19 protein-coding genes are annotated in these 15560 nt (G+C 69.6%); 2 read left to right on the top strand and 17 right to left on the bottom strand.

Going from position 1 to position 15560, the window contains the following annotated elements:
* From fliN to VH571_RS13705, 5 genes are all read right to left on the bottom strand, one after another.
* The gene (gene fliN / locus VH571_RS13725) at positions 1–699 is read right to left on the bottom strand and encodes a flagellar motor switch protein FliN (RefSeq protein ID WP_123939645.1); all 699 of its coding nucleotides are present in this window, start codon (positions 697–699) and stop codon (positions 1–3) included.
* The gene (locus tag VH571_RS13720; RefSeq protein ID WP_233572919.1) at positions 696–1628 is read right to left on the bottom strand and encodes a flagellar motor switch protein FliM; all 933 of its coding nucleotides are present in this window, start codon (positions 1626–1628) and stop codon (positions 696–698) included. Before VH571_RS13720 ends, fliN begins: the two co-directional genes overlap by 4 nt.
* Before the next feature lie 66 nt (positions 1629–1694).
* Positions 1695–2720, bottom strand: coding sequence for an OmpA/MotB family protein (locus VH571_RS13715; protein ID WP_423265042.1), 1026 nt, complete (start codon positions 2718–2720; stop codon positions 1695–1697).
* Positions 2717–3529, bottom strand: a complete 813-nt coding sequence (locus tag VH571_RS13710) for a motility protein A (protein ID WP_423265041.1) — start codon at positions 3527–3529, stop codon at positions 2717–2719. The genes VH571_RS13715 and VH571_RS13710 overlap by 4 nt, the downstream gene beginning before the upstream one ends.
* A gap of 1 nt (position 3530) precedes the next feature.
* Positions 3531–3872, bottom strand: a complete 342-nt coding sequence (locus tag VH571_RS13705; RefSeq protein WP_084816335.1) for a flagellar FlbD family protein — start codon at positions 3870–3872, stop codon at positions 3531–3533.
* A 308-nt stretch (positions 3873–4180) separates the two neighbouring features.
* Here VH571_RS13705 and VH571_RS13700 point away from each other — a divergent pair, with 308 nt between their 5' ends.
* Positions 4181–4729 carry a hypothetical protein gene (locus tag VH571_RS13700; protein ID WP_423265040.1) on the top strand — a complete coding sequence of 183 codons (549 nt, stop codon included), beginning with the start codon at positions 4181–4183 and terminating at the stop codon, positions 4727–4729.
* A 38-nt stretch (positions 4730–4767) separates the two neighbouring features.
* Positions 4768–4944, top strand: a complete 177-nt coding sequence (locus VH571_RS13695) for a hypothetical protein (RefSeq protein ID WP_194600780.1) — start codon at positions 4768–4770, stop codon at positions 4942–4944.
* Between the two features lie 148 nt (positions 4945–5092).
* On the opposite strand, the gene VH571_RS13690 is transcribed toward VH571_RS13695, so the two are convergent.
* From VH571_RS13690 to VH571_RS13635, 12 genes are all read right to left on the bottom strand, one after another.
* Positions 5093–6265 carry a flagellar hook protein FlgE gene (locus VH571_RS13690; protein WP_055964861.1) on the bottom strand — a complete coding sequence of 391 codons (1173 nt, stop codon included), beginning with the start codon at positions 6263–6265 and terminating at the stop codon, positions 5093–5095.
* A 182-nt stretch (positions 6266–6447) separates the two neighbouring features.
* Positions 6448–6894, bottom strand: a complete 447-nt coding sequence (locus VH571_RS13685; RefSeq protein WP_055964859.1) for a flagellar hook assembly protein FlgD — start codon at positions 6892–6894, stop codon at positions 6448–6450.
* Positions 6895–6907: 13 nt separating this feature from the next.
* Positions 6908–8641, bottom strand: a complete 1734-nt coding sequence (locus VH571_RS13680; RefSeq protein WP_423265039.1) for a flagellar hook-length control protein FliK — start codon at positions 8639–8641, stop codon at positions 6908–6910.
* Positions 8638–9381, bottom strand: a complete 744-nt coding sequence (locus VH571_RS13675; RefSeq protein WP_123939654.1) for a C40 family peptidase — start codon at positions 9379–9381, stop codon at positions 8638–8640. Before VH571_RS13675 ends, VH571_RS13680 begins: the two co-directional genes overlap by 4 nt.
* Positions 9378–9830 carry a flagellar FliJ family protein gene (locus tag VH571_RS13670; protein ID WP_423265038.1) on the bottom strand — a complete coding sequence of 151 codons (453 nt, stop codon included), beginning with the start codon at positions 9828–9830 and terminating at the stop codon, positions 9378–9380. Before VH571_RS13670 ends, VH571_RS13675 begins: the two co-directional genes overlap by 4 nt.
* Positions 9827–11200, bottom strand: a complete 1374-nt coding sequence (locus VH571_RS13665) for a FliI/YscN family ATPase (RefSeq protein WP_370275140.1) — start codon at positions 11198–11200, stop codon at positions 9827–9829. The genes VH571_RS13670 and VH571_RS13665 overlap by 4 nt, the downstream gene beginning before the upstream one ends.
* On the bottom strand, positions 11197–11805 hold the full coding sequence (locus tag VH571_RS13660; protein ID WP_423265037.1) for a FliH/SctL family protein: 609 nt from the start codon (positions 11803–11805) through the stop codon (positions 11197–11199). The genes VH571_RS13665 and VH571_RS13660 overlap by 4 nt, the downstream gene beginning before the upstream one ends.
* On the bottom strand, positions 11798–12823 hold the full coding sequence (gene fliG, locus VH571_RS13655) for a flagellar motor switch protein FliG (protein WP_423265036.1): 1026 nt from the start codon (positions 12821–12823) through the stop codon (positions 11798–11800). The genes VH571_RS13660 and fliG overlap by 8 nt, the downstream gene beginning before the upstream one ends.
* Positions 12820–14484 (bottom strand): flagellar basal-body MS-ring/collar protein FliF, encoded by a 1665-nt coding sequence (gene fliF / locus VH571_RS13650; RefSeq protein WP_123939662.1) that lies wholly within the window; start codon positions 14482–14484, stop codon positions 12820–12822. Before fliF ends, fliG begins: the two co-directional genes overlap by 4 nt.
* The gene (fliE, locus tag VH571_RS13645; protein ID WP_055964842.1) at positions 14484–14822 is read right to left on the bottom strand and encodes a flagellar hook-basal body complex protein FliE; all 339 of its coding nucleotides are present in this window, start codon (positions 14820–14822) and stop codon (positions 14484–14486) included. Before fliE ends, fliF begins: the two co-directional genes overlap by 1 nt.
* Positions 14822–15217, bottom strand: coding sequence for a flagellar basal body rod protein FlgC (locus VH571_RS13640; protein WP_194600804.1), 396 nt, complete (start codon positions 15215–15217; stop codon positions 14822–14824). Before VH571_RS13640 ends, fliE begins: the two co-directional genes overlap by 1 nt.
* Positions 15217–15558, bottom strand: a complete 342-nt coding sequence (locus VH571_RS13635; RefSeq protein ID WP_055964838.1) for a flagellar basal body rod protein FlgB — start codon at positions 15556–15558, stop codon at positions 15217–15219. The genes VH571_RS13640 and VH571_RS13635 overlap by 1 nt, the downstream gene beginning before the upstream one ends.
* Positions 15559–15560 lie beyond the last annotated feature (2 nt).

Raw genomic sequence — 15560 nt, 5'->3', positions numbered from 1 at the left:
TCAGTTCTGCCCGTCCGCGAGGTCGAGGATCTGGGTGATGCGGACGGCGTAGTCCTGGTCGACGACGACGACCTCGCCGTGGGCGATGAGGCGGCCGTTGAGGAGCACGTCGGCCGGGGCGCCCGCGGAGCGGTCGAGCTCGATGACGGCACCGGGCTCGAGGCCGAGCACGTCGCGGACCGACATGCGGGTGCGACCGATCTCGACGGTCAACGCCATCTCGACGTTGTTGATGCGGCCGAGCTTGTCGGCGACCGATCCCTGGAACGGGACCGCTGTGGATCCTTGCCCCGGGTTGACGGCGCCGAACTCGCGGATGCGGACGACGAACCAGCCGGCCGGGCGACCGGCGTCGGTGAGCTCGAAGAGGATGCTGTCGGGGTCGGCGGCGAGCGCCTGCGCGTCTTCCTGGCGGACGTCGCCGAGCACGCCGGCGCCGAGGGCGTTCGCGGCTCCCTCGAGGGCGGGACGGAGCAGGTCGCTGGCGTTCAGGCCTGCCGGGGCGATGCCCGAGGCGTCGGTGTGGACGAGGGCGAAGTCGGCCGACACGTCGCCGACGAACGTCGCGGTGACGGCCTCGGCGAGGGCACCGTAGGGGGCGGACTGGACGATCTGCGTCGTGAGCGGAACGCTCGAGGGCAGGAGGCCGGCGAGGGCCTTCGCCGCGCTGGCGTGCAGGGCGGTGACGGTCGGGGTCATGCGAGTCTCTCTTCGGTGGTGACGATGATGCCGGCGAGGCGCGAGCCGTTGGCGCCGACGGCCGCGCGACCGACGGAGATGCCGCCGACGGTCATGTCGAGCGGGCGGTGCGCGGGGTGCGGCAGGGAGATGAGGTCGCCGACCGCGAGGTCGAGGACGGCGGTCGGGCGCATCTGCGCCGGGAGGAACTGGAGGGCGACGTCGACCGGCACGGAAGCCAGCTGGGCGTCGATGAGCTCGCTGGAGTTCTGCGCCGTCGAGGTCGGGTTCGTCTCGCCGAGCTGCGGGAGGAGGATCTCGGCGGGCAGTGCGAGGGTGGCCGGGGTGGCGAGCTCGCCGACGCGGATCTCGAACGAGGCGACGATCATGAGGTCGCTCTTCGCGGCGGCCTGGGCGAACTGCGAGTTGTACTGGAACCCGCCCACCGAGATCGGGGTGACGAGGAGGGATCCGAGCGAGTAGCGGAGGTCTTCGAGCGCGTCGTCCATCAGGCGGCGCACGAGGGCCTGCTCGATAGGCGTGAACTTGCGCTCGGGCAGCACGGTCGAGGCGTGCGTGTTGCCGCCCAGCATGTGAGTGACCCAGCCGAGGGCGGCCGCCGATGAGAACTGGATGACGGCTTTCGCGCTGACGCCCTCGAGGGGGCAGAGCACCATCGCCGTGGTCGCCGGGAGCGACGCGGCGAAGTCGTCGTAGGTCGTCATCTCGACCTGGTCGCAGGTGACCTGCGAGAGCACGCGCACCTTGGCGGTGAGCTGCGTGCCCCACTGGCGGGCGAACGTCTCGAAGCCGAGCTCGAGCACGCGCGAGTGCTCACGGGCCAGCGTCGTCGGTCGACGGAAGTCGTACACCTCGATCGAACGGGCGGAGCCGGTGCGCGTGGGCGCAGGCTTGAGCACGCTCGGGGCGGTCTGATCGAGGAGGGTCACGTAAACCCTTATCGGCCGGACCGCGCCGGGCGTTAGCCACGATTGTGAATTATCTCGCCGAGTGAGCTAATGACCGCCCTCGGCCTCGGTGGACGTCGCCTTCTGCTCGGTGGTCGACTCCGTCGTCTTCGACGCCGTGGGCGCGGTTCCCGTGGCCGCCGCCTCGGCCGCTGCGATCTTCGGGATCAGCGCGTTGACCTCGTCTTTCTGGTTCGACAGGACCACGATGTCGACGCGCCGGTTCTTCGCCAGGTCGGCGTCCGAGTCACCCTTCGCGAGGGGCCTCGTGGATCCGAAGCCGACCGACTGGATCCTCTCGCCCGGCATCCCCCCGCGCTCGACGAGGTCGCGCAGCACCGCGGTGGCCCGTGACGCCGAGAGCTCCCAGTTGGTGGCATACGGCGCCGTCGACGCTCGCGAGTCGGCGTGGCCCTCGACCGAGACACTGTGGCTCGCGGTCTTCAAGACCGGTGCGATCGCGTCCATCACCCGCTTGGCGGTGCCCGAGAGGTCGGCCGAGTTCGAGCCGAAGAACGTCTCCGAGCCGACGAGCCGGACGGTGAGGCCTCGCGAGGTGATCGCGAACTCGACGTCTTTCGACAGGCCCTTCTGCGCGAGCTTCGCGGCGATCGCCTTCTTGATCACGGTCAGGTCGTCGACCTCGGCGGTGGCGGCTTTCGTGTTGGCCTTCTGCTGAGCCTTGGTCTGAGGGATGGCGGCGGCGGCCTTCGCGGCGGCCTGGCCGGATCCTGCGGCATCGCTGTTCGTGGAGTCGGTGCCGCTCGCCGCCGTCGCCGTCTTGGCGTCGGTCTTGGAGGCGGAGTAGCCCTCGCCCTCCTTGGTGGCGTCGGCGGCCTTGACGATCGTGCCGGAGGCGGTGTCGACCGTCTCGGACTTGGTCTGGCCGAAGCCGGTGGCGAGCGACTCCTTGAGGGCGGCGAACTTGTTGGCATCGACGCTCGACATCGCGAACAGCACGATGAACAGGCACATGAGCACGGTGATCATGTCCATGTACGAGGCCATCCAGCGCTCGTCGGGATGATCGTCGCCGTGCTCCTCAGCGTGAGCCTTCTTGCGGCGGGCACTCATGCCGCGATGTCTTCCTTGTCGCCGACCTTCGTCGACTTGACGGTCTTGCCCTCGGCGGGCAGGTCGACCTTCGGCACCATCGCGCGGAGACGGGCACCGAGGAGGCGGGGCTGCGTGCCCTCCTGGATGGCGAGGACGCCCTCCATGAGCAGGGTCATGCGGGTGACCTCGAGCTCCATCATGCGCTTGACGCGGCCGGCCAGGGGCAGCCACATCAGGTTGGCGCTGATGAGGCCCCACAGGGTCGCGATGAACGCCGAGGCGATCAGCGGGCCGAGTTCATCGGGCGAGGAGAGGTTCTCGAGCACGTGGGTCAGCGAGACGACCGTGCCGATGATTCCGACGGTGGGGGCGTAACCGCCCATGCTCATGAAGAACTTCGCACCCTGGCGGGCCTGAGCCGTGCGGCCCTGGATCTCGTCTTCGAGCAGCTCGCGCAGCTCGTCGGCGTCGGTGCCGTCGGCCACGCTCTGCAGCGCGCCCTTGAGGAAGGGATCATCGACGCCCTCCGCCTCCTGCTCGAGAGCGAGGAGGCCGTTTGCCCTGGCCTTCTCCGAGATGGCGACGAGCTCGTCGATCGACTTCGCCGGGTTCGCCTTCTTGGCGAGGATCGACGGGAGGATGATCTTGAACGAGTTGATGGCGTCTTTGAGGGCGCCCGAGGCGATGCCGACGCCGAGCGTCGTGCCGAAGACCAGCAGCAGCGGCCCCGGCAAGAAGATCGACATGATCGAGACGTGCTCGATCGTCATCATGCCGACGAGGGCGCCGAACGCGAGAACCGCGCCGATGAGGAGTGCGGGATCCATGTCAGCGACCGCCGTTCTGCTCGAACGCGCCGGCGGTCACGAGGCCGAGGGCGGGGCGGGTGGCGGAGCTCCTGGCGGCTGCGGCCTGTGCGACCGGGCGGGCGACAGGCTGCGCGGCTTGGCGGGCGACAGGTTGCGCGACGGGCTGGTCGTCGTAGGCGAGGGCGACGATGCGCGAGCGGTACCGGGCGACCAGGTCGATGACCTCGGCCATCGTCTCGGTCACGATGAACTTCGCGCCGTCCACCATCACGAGGGTGGTGTCGGGGGTTTCGTGGATTCGCTCGATCAAGTCGGGATTGATCGCGAACTGACTGTCATTGAGTCGTGTGACGACGATCATCGGCCCGTCCTAGGTCTGTGTCTCCCGGCGCATCCGTGCTCCGGGGAGCGCACGTCCTGTGCTGCTCACTACCCACTATCGGCCGGGGGCGGGGGTGCGTTAGGTGGTCGTGCGGGTTTTGCAGATCGTTTCGGCGAAATTAAGGAAAAATCTGAACCGGGGCACCCGGATACAGATGTTCCCGTCGCGCGGAGGCCGCTTTTCCTTCGTACTGATCCGCATCCAAACCCAGAGGGCTCAGCTGAGGCTTGCGACGGTCACACTCTTAATGCGACCCTCGAAATGTCAGTATTTCAAAGGAGAAAAACATGATTGTCCGTAGAAGAGCCTTGAGCGTCTGTGTAGTCACGCTGAGTGTTGCAGCCAGCGTCAGCCTCCCTTCCATGGCCCAGGCAAGTGCCCCCGCTCGTTCTGCCCGGACCACCTCAACCATGCAGGAGGTGCAGCTGAGCCGCAGTCAGATGCGTGAAGGTGTCGAGCAGTTGAAGGCATCCGGCATCATCACCGAGCAACGTCGCGATAGCGACGGTCGCTTGGTAAGCACCTTGCAGCTAGGCGGAGGATCAGACGTCAAAATTGCCGAGCCGACGGAAGCGGAGTCCCGCATCTGGGCCGGTTCGGACAAGTACGGACTCTGGGTCAAGTTCAATAACTGGGACCAGAGCCTGATTATCGGCGGTGGAGTAGCTGCCGTCGTCACTGGTATCTGCTTCGCAACGGGGCCTGCTGGATGCGTCGTGGCCTCGGCGGTCGGGCTCGTCGCGGCGACTTCGTTGACCAAATACGGCGTCTGCTCGAACAACCGCGCCCTCAAGGTATGGGTGTTCGAAACAAAATGTGGTGCCAAGTGCGTCTGATGGCACGTTTTTTCAAGCACCCGCTTGTTCCGTTCCCAATGACAATCGTGTGGCTCGGCGCGTGGTCTGCGGTCTACCTCGCCGATGTTCCGGGCTGGCTCGAAGTGACTGCACGCGGCCTCTGGGCCGCCGGTTTCGTCGCCGGTGGTCTCTGGACCGGAGCCAACGTGCGACGTCGACGCCGGGCCCAGTCCGCGGGCACACGACCAACCTGACTTTCCAGACGTGCCCTGCCAAGTCGGATCCTGAGGTTCGAAGTCCGAAACGCGTGCTGCGGGTATCCGCCATTTGCGGGTGACCGAGCCGAAACACCCGCAATCCTTGAACACTCGGTGCCCGCAGGATCCACCCGAGCGGAAGCGGCTAGCGCTTCAGGTTCGTGAGCTCCTGGAGCACCTCGTCGGAGGTGGTGATGATGCGGGCGTTCGCCTGGAAGCCGCGCTGGGCGACGATCAGGTTCGTGAACTCCTGCGACAGGTCGACGTTCGACATCTCGAGGGTGCCGCCGGCGAGCGCACCGCGACCGGGCTGCCCGGGGGCGCCGAGGGTGCGTGCTCCCGAGTTCGACGACACGACGTAGCCAGAGTTGCCGACCTTCTCGAGGCCGGCGGGGTTGGTGAAGGTGGCGAGGGCGAGCTGGCCGAGCTTCGAGGTGGTGCCATTCGAGAAGGATCCGATGAGCGTTCCGTCGGCCGAGATGGTGTAGCCGTTCAGCGTTCCGGCCTGGCGACCATCGACGTCGGAGATCGCGGCAGTCGAGAGGGTGGCGAAGCCGGTGAGGCTCGACATGTCGGCGGTGATGTCGCCGACCGTCAGCGAGCCGGAGGTGGTCTGCTTGCCGTTGACGAAGGCGAGGTTCGTGGTGCCGGTGTTGCCCTGGCCGTCGGTTCCGGCAACGCTCCACCCGGCCGTCGTCTTCGTGTAGTCGAGCGTCAGCGTGTGCTTCGTGCCCTTCTTGTCGTAGATGTCGACGTCGCGGGTGATGACGGTGCCGTTGGCCGCGTCGCCCGGGAGGTTGCCGGCGACCTTCGCGGTGGTCGTCTCCTGCGCGGCCGACGTCGCGCCGACCGGGAGCATGATGTCGGCGAGACCGCCGTTGGTGTTGACGACGCCGTCGGTCGCCGGGTAACCCTGCACGATCTTGCCGTCGGTGGTGGTGAGGCGGCCCTGGCTGTCGAAGTCGAACGAGCCGGCCCGGGTGTAGACGCTCTCGTTGCCGTTGCGGGTGACGAAGAATCCGTCGCCCGAGATCATCAGGTCGGTCGCCTTGCCGGTGGCCTGGGCAGAACCCTGCGAGAAGTTGGTGGTGATGCCGGCGACCTGAACGCCGAGGCCGACCTGCGCCGGGTTCGTGCCGCCGAGGCCCTCCTGGGCGCCGCCGGCGCCGTGGGTGATCTGCGACAGGGTGTCTTGGAACACCGTCGACGACGCCTTGAAGCCGACCGTGTTGACGTTGGCGATGTTGTTGCCGGTGACGTCGAGCATGGTCTGGTGTGCGCGGAGGCCGGCGATGCCGGAGTAGAGCGAGCGGAGCATGGCGGATGCCTTTCGAGAAGAAAGAGGGAGGAAGGAAGTGTGAAGTGGTGCGGCCTTCCGTGGCCGTGAAGCCGGTCGCCATCCGTGGCAGCCGTCGTGTTCGGTGTCTGTGGCGCCGGGGCCCTGAGGCCGCCGGTCGCGCGTCGCTGGTCGAGGTCGTCGCTCGCGACTGAGAAGGGGGTCTACGGCGTGGTGGCCGCCGCGGAGGTCTTGTCGACGATGCCCGAGATCGAGTCGAGCGGGATGTCTTTGCCGCCGACGCTGACGGTCGGAACCGTGCCCGTGAACGAGACCGACGAGGCCGTGCCCGACACCTGCGTGCCGGTCCCGTCGTCGTAGGTGACCTGCTTGCCGACGAGGTTCGCCGCCGAGATGCGCATCTGCAGCGAGAAGTTCTCGTTGCCGGTGGTCGTGTTGTTGGTGACCTGCTCCATCATCGCCAGCTGAGTGGTCTGGCTGATCATGGCGTTGGTGTCCATCGGGCTGGAGGGATCCTGGTTCTTCAGCTGCGAGACCAGCAGCTGCAGGAACATCTCGCTGTCCATCGACTGCTTGGGCGCACGGGACGTCGCGGTGGTGGAGGCGGGCACGCTTGTCGTAACCGTGCCGGTGATGCCTTCGAGTGCCATTCGTTCAGTCCTTTCAGGCCATCACGTCGATGGAGGTGGCGGAGGTCGAGTGCACACGAGGTGCGCTCGACGGAGACTCTTCGTTCTCACTATCGGCAGGTGTCGCCGATCCGTCAGTGCGCGGGACGCGGCCGGCCTGGCTCTGGCCCTGACCCTGCCCGAGGGCGCTCTGACCCTGCTGCGGCTGGTTCTGGCTCGACAGGTCGACGGTCGACGAGACACCGGCGGACTGCAGGTCGCGGCGGAGGTCGCCGAGGATCCCGCGGACCGCCTCTCGACCGGCGTCCGACTGCGCGAACAGCTCGACCCTCATCCCCTCCGCACCCACGTGGGCTCGGACGGTGACCGGCCCGAGGGCGTCGGGGCTGACCTGCACGGTCACGACGTGCTCGCCGTGACCCGCGGCCGCGAGCGTGAAGACCGGCCGGGCGAGCTGGGTGTGCAGAGGGGTCGCCGGTTGGGCCGGGGCTGCGGCGACCGGGGTGGCGGTCGTGGTCGCGGCCGGGGCGGGGGCCTGCGGCGCCTGGACAGCGGCGAAGGCCGCGGCAGTGTCGGGGACGGTCGGCTGCGCCGCGGTCGCGGTAGCACCGGACGGTGCGGCGGCAGGCGGCTCGGTGTCGAGGGCGGGTGCGACGACGGTGCGAACGATCGGCGTGGTGGCCGCCGTCGGAGCACTCGCCGCGCCCGACGCCGCTGCGACGGATGACGCGAGGGCCGGGGAAGCGGGCTGAGTGGCAGCCGGCTGGACGGCGGCTGCCGGGCCGGTGGTCGTCGCTGCGGTGGTCGGGACTGCAGTAGTCGGCGCTGCGGTGGCAGGCGCTGCGGTGGCAGGCGCTGCGGTGGCCTGCCCCGGAGTAGTCGGCGCAGCGGCGGTCGCGCCCGCCGCGAGCCCGGTGGCCGAGCTGGACTTCGCGTCACCGCTGGCGGCCGCGGTCGTCGACTCCGATGTGGGGCGCATGCTCGAGCTAGGGGGCGTCGTGCCGGCGACCAGCGCGGCTGGCAGCTGCGACGCCGAGGGCAGGGCCGTGGCGGGCGCGGCCGGGTCGACCGGCGCCGCGGCGATGGCAGCCGGGGCGAGGCCGGCAGTTGGTGCTACTGCCGATGGTGCCACCGGAGCGGACGCCGCCGACGAGGTGGCCGTCGGCGTCGGTGCGACCAGGGATGGCGACACGGCCACGGCGGAGGCGGGTTCGGCCAGCGCGCCGCCGAGCTGTGCTGCGGCCGTGGCCGTGGCAGTGGCAGTGGCAGTGGCAGTGGCAGTGACAGTGACGAGCGAGGACTGAGCTGTCAGCATGGCCGGTAGGGTCGCGCCCGGCGCGGTCGCAGCCGACGTGGTCGCGGCAGAACAGGGCACGGCCGACGGCTGAAGTGCCGCGACGAGCGAAAGCGCGGGAAGGGGCAGGCCGGTCAGGGGCACGGCAGACAGGGACACGCCAGACACGGGCGAGGCCGGGGCCGCCGAGGCATCCACCACCGGAGCGGCGGCAGCGGCAGGGCTCGCAGCGTCGGCAGGCGTCGTGTCGGAACCGGAGCCGCCCTGCGACGACGGGTCGCGGGTGTCGCGCTGCGGCGAACGCGCGGCAGCGGTGCGGGGCGCGACGGGCTCGCGGGCGGGAGCCGTGGGATCCTGCGCGTGCATCGCGTCGCCGAAGGCGGACGCCGAGGCGGGCGAACCGGACGACCGCGAGGGCATGGACGGCGACGAGGCGGGGCGCGCTCCGAGCAGGTCGGCGACGGCGGGGCTCACGCGGAGGCTCCGGATGCCATGAGCTGCTGGAGGGCCGCCGTGACGAGGTCGGACTGCGAACCGGTCGCCTTCGCGGTCGACGCCGCCGACACCGACGCCGATGCGGTCGACGGCACGATGCGCCGGATTTCGCCGATGTCGCTGTCTTTGAGGTAGTTGTCGATGATGCGGACGTCCTTGCCGGGTCGGGGCGCGTGCAGGATCTTGCCGTCGCCGAGATAGATGACGATGTGGCCGCCGTCTTTGGTGCTGATGAGGTCGCCGGCCTTGGCGTGGGCGAGATCGGGGATTTTGACGCCCATCTCGGCCTGGTCGGGCACCACGCGCGGCATGGTGATTCCGAGGTCTTTGAAGACGGTCTGGACGAGGCCCGAGCAGTCCATGCCGGAGGTCGTGGTGCCGCCGAAGACGTAGGGCACGCCGAGGTACTTTTTGGCGTCGGCGACGATGTCGTCGCCGGTGACGCCGTTGTCGACGAGGCCGCCGGTCGGGCTGGCAGGGGTCGCCTTCGTGCCAGCTGTCGAATCGAGGCCGGTCGTGGAGGCCGCGGACGTCGCTGCTGCCGCTCCGGTTGCACCCGTCGTGCCGGTGGTGGCGTTGGCCGACGCCAGCGCCGACGCGAACGTCGACGCGCTGTCGGTCGACGACGTGCTCGACGAGGTGGAGAACTCCCCCGACTGGATCTGGGCGATGGTGCTCTGGATCTGCGAGATCCGGGTCATCACGTCCGTGACGCTCATGACTGCTCCCCCTCACGGGCGGTGAACTGACTAGGACTGTGGTTGTTCGAGGCGATCTCGTCGAGCGCGAGCTGCTCGTCGCGGAGCTCCTCGGCGAGGGCGAGCGCGTTGTGTCGCTCCTCGAGCTTCTCCAGGGCGATCGACCGGGCCCGGGCCCCGTTGAACTCGGACTGCGCCTCGGCCGCCTCGATCCGGTGCGCGTCGGCGACGGCGTCGAGCTCGGCGATCATGCTGCGGGTCGAGGCGCGTGCCGCGGCCACCGCGATGAGGGTGGCCGCATCGGTGACGATGGATTTGGAGCCGGCGGCGTCGACGAGAGTGCGCTCCACACGGGCACGGCGTTCGGCGACGTCGCGGATCCTTCGGTTCGCCTCCGACAGCTCGGCGAGCGCCTTCTGCTGCTGGGCGTGACGGACGCGGAGCAGCCCGGCGAGAGAGAACTGCTTCACAGGGCACCGCCGAGGATCCGAGCGAGCCGTTCCAGCCTCGCCCACGCGTCTGCCGCGGGCGTCTGGTCGTCCATGCTCTGCTGCAGGAACGCGTCGATCTCGCCCTGGTGGGCCACCGCCGCATCGACGAGCGGGTTGGTGCCCGGCTGGTACGCGCCGACGTCGATGAGATCCTGCGCCGACTTGCGAGCGGCCATGACGGTGCGGAGGTGCTTGGCGGCGGCGGACTGCTCGCGCGAGATGACCTTCGACGCGACGCGCGAGATCGAGCCGAGCACATCGATCGACGGGAAGTGCCCGGTGACGGCCAGCTTCCGGTCGAGCACGACGTGGCCGTCGAGGATCGAGCGGGCGGCATCGGCGATGGGCTCGTTGTGGTCGTCGCCGTCGACGAGCACCGTGTAGAGGCCGGTGACCGAGCCGGTGACGTCGGTGCCGGCGCGCTCCAGGAGGTTCGCGAGCGTCGAGAACGTCGACGGCGGGTAGCCCCGGGTGGCGGGAGGTTCGCCGACGGAGAGTCCGATCTCGCGCTGAGCCATGGCGACGCGGGTCAGCGAGTCCATCATCAGAACGACGTCGGAGCCGCCGTCGCGGAACGACTCGGCGATGCGGGTGGCGGCGAACGCGGCGCGAAGGCGCATGAGGGCGGGCTCGTCGGAGGTCGACACGACGACGACGGAGCGGGCGAGCCCTTCGGGGCCGAGGTCGTCTTCGAGGAACTCGCGCACCTCACGGCCGCGCTCGCCGATGAGGGCGATGACACTGACCTCGGCGTCGGTGCCGCGGGCGATCATCGACAGGAGCGACGACTTGCCGACGCCGGAGCCCGCGAAGAGACCGAGGCGCTGTCCGCGACCGGCCGTGGTGAGGGTGTCGAGCGCGCGGACGCCGAGCTGGAGGGGCGTGTCGATGCGGGCGCGCTGCATCGAGTTCGGGGTCGCGTGGTCGATCGAGACGAGCTCGTCGAAGTCGAGCGGGCCCTTGCCGTCGAGAGGACGGCCGAGTCCGTCGATCACGCGACCGAAGAGGCCGCGGCCGGTGGGGACGAGGATCGGGCGACCCGTCGGGCGCACGGCCATTCCGGCGCGAACACCCGTGAGCGGACCGAGCGGCATGCAGCGCACCCCGTCGGCCGTCGCTGCGACGACCTCGGCCAGGCGCTCGACACGCTGGCCGGACGCATCGACGAACGGTTCGCCCACCGCGACGACCTCGCCGAGAGCGGAGTCGAGGCCCGTCACGCCGAGGCCCAGGCCGACGACGCTCGACACGACGCCGACGCGCAGCGGGCGCGCCGCACGCGAGGCCGCACGCACCTGGGCGGCGACGTCGAGCGAGGGGGCGAGGAGGGTCGACGCGGCGAAGGTCACGCGGCGCCCCCGAGCAGTTCGTGGCGGGCACGGTCGAGCGCCGAGCCGAGCGTGGCGTCGATGAACCCGGCGGTGAGGTCGGCGCGGGCGTCACCGCGAGCGAGAGAGGCGTCTGCCACGAGGTGCACGCCGAGCGCATCGCCCTGCCCGTCGAGGAGTGAGAGGTCGGCGGGGTTGAGGCGCACCGAGACGACATCGGCCGGGTCGACCTCGGCGAGCGCGCGGGTGAGCGCGGCGACGACGGTCGACTCGGGGTTCGTCTCGAGCTCGTAGCCGATCACGGCGGTGGCGAGCTGGAGGGAGGTGGCGAGGAGGGTCTGCTGCACCTCGGTGCGGAGGGCCGCCTGACGCGCGTCGATGGCGCCGGTGGCCGCGTGGAGCACGGCGATGGCGGCATCGGCGCGGGCGTTCGCGTGGGCGATCACGGCGGCCTGCTCGGCGGCGAGCGCCTCGCGGAGGGCGGCGGTCTCGGCCGCGGCGGCACGGAGCCCCGCCGCGTACCCGGCGGCCTCGCCGCGCTGGGCGGCCTCGTCTTCGCGGGCCGCCGAGAGCGGGTTGCGGAGCACGGGGAACGCGACGCGGGTGAACAGGGTGTCGCTACTCAACGAGGGCCTCCTCGTCGCCGCGCTGCACGGTGATCGCGCCCTGGGCCTCGAGTTCGCGGATCGCGCTGACCACCGAGGCGCGGGCCTCTTCGACCTGCGACAGACGGACGGGGCCGGCGGCGCGGATCTCGTCGTCGAGCAGCTCCCGGTTGCGCTCCGAGACGTTGCCGCGGATGACCTCGGTGACGGCCTCGGGCGCGCCCTTCATGGCGATCGCGAGCACGGCGGCGTCGATGCCGCGCAGCACCTGCTGAACGTCGCGCGGGTCGAGCTTGACGATGTCGACAAAGGTGAGCATGCGCGAGCGCACCTCTTCGGCGAGCGCAGGATCCCGCGCCTCCAGACCCTCGAGGAGGATCCGTTCGGTCGCGGCGTCGGAGCGGTTGATGATCTCGACCAGCGGCTGGATGCCGCCGACGGCCTCGACCTGCTCGCGAGGCGCGACGACCGCGCCGGCGCGCACCTTCAGCGTCTGGGCGACGATGCCGACGGCCTCCGGGGTCGCGGTGCCCATGGTGGCGATGGCCTGGGCGACGTCGGTGCGGAGCGAGACGTCGAGCCCGACGAGCACCGCGGAGGCCTGGTCGGCCTTCAGGTGCGCGAGCACGAGCGCGATGGTCTGCGGCAGCTCGCTGTCGAGCAGGGTGAGCAGCTGACCGGAGTCGGCGGCGTCGAGGAACTCGAACGACTTGCCCGCCATCGACGAGGCGAGACGCTCCATGACGCCGGCGGCGCGCTCCGATCCGAACGAGGCCTCGAGCAGCCCGACCGCGAAGTCGCGGCCGCCACGACGGGTCACGCGGCCCTGTGTCGACAGCTCGTGGAATTCGCCCACGGCCGTATCGGCGACGCTCGACTCGACGCGACGCATCTTGACCAGCTCGGCGGTGATCTCGTCGGCCTCGGTCTCGTTGAACTTCTGCATGACCGTGGCGGCACGCGTCTGATCCATCTGCATGAGGATCACGGCGACCTTCTGCGCCCCGGTCAGCTCGACCGGCTTGACTGCGGAGCTCATACGGTCTGCTTGTCTTCGAGCATGCCGCGGAGGAGCTCGGCCGTGCGGTCGGGGTCGCTGGCCGCGAGGGCGTCGATCTCGGCGCGCTTGCGCTCCATCGTGGCGCCCTCGGGGGCGAGTGAGGGCAGCTGCACGGTCGGGGCGTTGCTCGCCGAGAGGGCTTCGAGACGGCGGCGCTCGGCGTCGGCGAGAGCCATCGACTGGGTCTCGGCCTCGCCCGGCCAGGTGCCGGCGACCGACGAGATCTCGCCGAGGTCGATGTCTTCGCGCTCCTGCTTGCGGCCCTTGCGGGTCAGCAGGAACAGCGCGATGAGCAGCGGGATCGCGATGGCGGCGATCGTTCCGACGGTGCGGATGGTCGCCCACATGCTGTCGCTGGCGGCCTGCGCGTCGGCGGCCTTCAGCGCGGCGGCGGCGGCCTTCGCGCCCGAGGTGTCGAACGACACGGCCTGCACGCTGACCGAGTCGCCGCGCTTGGTGTCGACGCCCGCGGCCTTCGACACGAGGTCCGAGATCGCGGTGAGGTTCTGCGAGCCGGCGATCGAGCTGTTCAGGGCAACCGAGATGGTCTGCTTGTTCAGCTGACCGGCGGGGATGTTCGTGGTCTCGGTGGTCTTGTCGACGGCGTTGTTCTTGGTGGCCGACTCGTTGACGTAGCCGTTGCCGCTGGCCGACGAGGTTCCCGACGTGGCCGACCCGCTCGGGACGGCGATGTTGTCGGGTCCGAGCACACCGGTCGTCCCCGAGGATCCGGCAGCGCCGTCTCCCGCATACGACTCCTTGGTGCTCGACTCGCTGAGGGGCTGCGCCCCGCCCGTCGGGTCGGCGTACGACTCCGACACCTTCGTGCCCGATGACTGGTTCATGTCGGCCGCGACGACGACCGTCGAGTTGCCGGCGCCCAGCACCTTGTCGAGCATCGCCTGGACGCTCGCCTGCACGCGGCTCTCGTAGTCGCTCGACTGCTGCGACGAGTTGCCCGTGGTGCCCGTGCCGACCGCCGAGAGAACGACGCCCTTCGAGTCGACGACCGAGACGTCGGTCGGCTTCATGCCCTCGATGGAGGCACTGGTCAGGTGGACGATCGCGTCGACCTGGTCGGTCGACAGGGTGACACCCGACTTGGCCTGGACGAACACGGAAGCGGTGGGATCCTTGGTGTTCTCCGCGAAGACGGTCTCCTGCGGGATCGCGAGCTGCACGCTCGCCGCCTGGACGCCGTCCATGGCGCCGATCGTCTTGGCGAGCTCGCCCTCGATCGCGCGCTTGTAGGTGACGTTCTGCTGGAACTCCGACGAGGTGACGCCCATGGTGTCGAGCAGCGAGTAACCGCCGGTGTTGTCGGCGGGGAGGCCTGCCGACGCGGCCTTAAGGCGCTCCGAGTAGACCTGCGACTGCGGCACGAGGATCGTGGATCCGCCGTCGGTGAGCTGGTACGGAACGCCGTCGGTGGTGAGCTGGTCGACCACGGCCGAGGCGTCGGTCGCGGCGAGGCCGGTGAACAGCGGCGTGTACGACGGCTTCGTGAGGAACGACGTGAGGGCGACGGAGCCGAGCACGAGCACGGCGACGCCGATGATCGCGAGCGTGCGCTGGGCGACGGTGAACGCCTTGATCCGGTCGGAGAGGCCGGTGAGCATGGAGCGGAGAGCGGGGGGCATCAGGCCTGCATCCTCATGATCTCGTTGAACGCGTCGACGCCCTTGTTACGGACGGCCGCGACGAGTTCCATCGTGACCTGGGCACGCGTGGCGGCGATCGTGGCGGTGTGGACGTCGTCGAGCGACCCGGTGACGGCCTTGACCGCGAGATCCTGCGACTGGCCCTGCAGCGACTGCAGGCCGTCGATGACGTTGCCGAAGCTCGAGGCGCCCGTGGTGGGGGTGGCGTCGAGGCCGTTGATCGCCGAGGCGTCCTGCGTGGCGCCGACGGAGCCGACACCGGAGTTGAGGGCGGTCGAGCCGGTCGGGAAAGTCCCGGAGACGGGGTAGATGGGCATTAGTTGCGTCCGATCTGGAGAGCTGCTTCGTAGCTCGTCTTGGCGCGGTCGACGACCGCTGCATTCGCTTGGTAGCCGCGCTGGGCCATGATCAGGTCGGCCATCTGCGTGCCGAGGTCGATGTCGGGCATGCGCACATAGCCGTCTTTGTCCGCCTGCGGGTCGTCGGGCGAGTACGTGACCCGGCCCTCGGCCGAACCGAACGCGGCCGCCTTGACGTAGACGCCCGAGACGCCCTCGCCCTCCTGCACCTCGACGTAGCGCGCCTGGAAAGCGGCGCCCGACATCGGTTTGACGGTGTTGACGTTGGCGATGTTGTCGGAGATGGCGTCCATCCACTTGCGGTGGACGGTGAGGCCGGTGCTCGCGATACCGATCGCGTCGAACATGCCCATCAGCTGGTCCTCAGGGCGGCGCGGACGCTGGTGATGACGTTGTTCTCGGCCTGCGCGGCGAACTGGTACTGCAGCACGGTGGTCGTGTTGCTGAGGGTCTCGGTGTCGAGATTGACGTTGTTGCCGTTCTCGTTGGTGGGCTCGAGCGAGCGGGCCATCGTGGCGGTCGTCGCTCCGTTGCCCTTCTCGACGCTGGCCTTCAACGCGTCCTCGAACGACACCCGCTCGGCCGTGTAGCCGGGGGTATTGATGTTGGCGATGTTGTTCGAGATCGCCTTCTGGCGCATCGAAAGGCCGTCGAGGGCACTTTCGAGAGCTCGGGAGGTCACGGATTCCAGCACGT

This window comes from Frondihabitans sp. 4ASC-45, assembly GCF_049472575.1.
In the GTDB taxonomy this organism is placed as follows: domain Bacteria; phylum Actinomycetota; class Actinomycetes; order Actinomycetales; family Microbacteriaceae; genus Frondihabitans.
The sequence above is the reverse complement of the archived record's forward strand: the minus strand, read 5'-3'. Positions and strand labels throughout refer to the sequence as shown.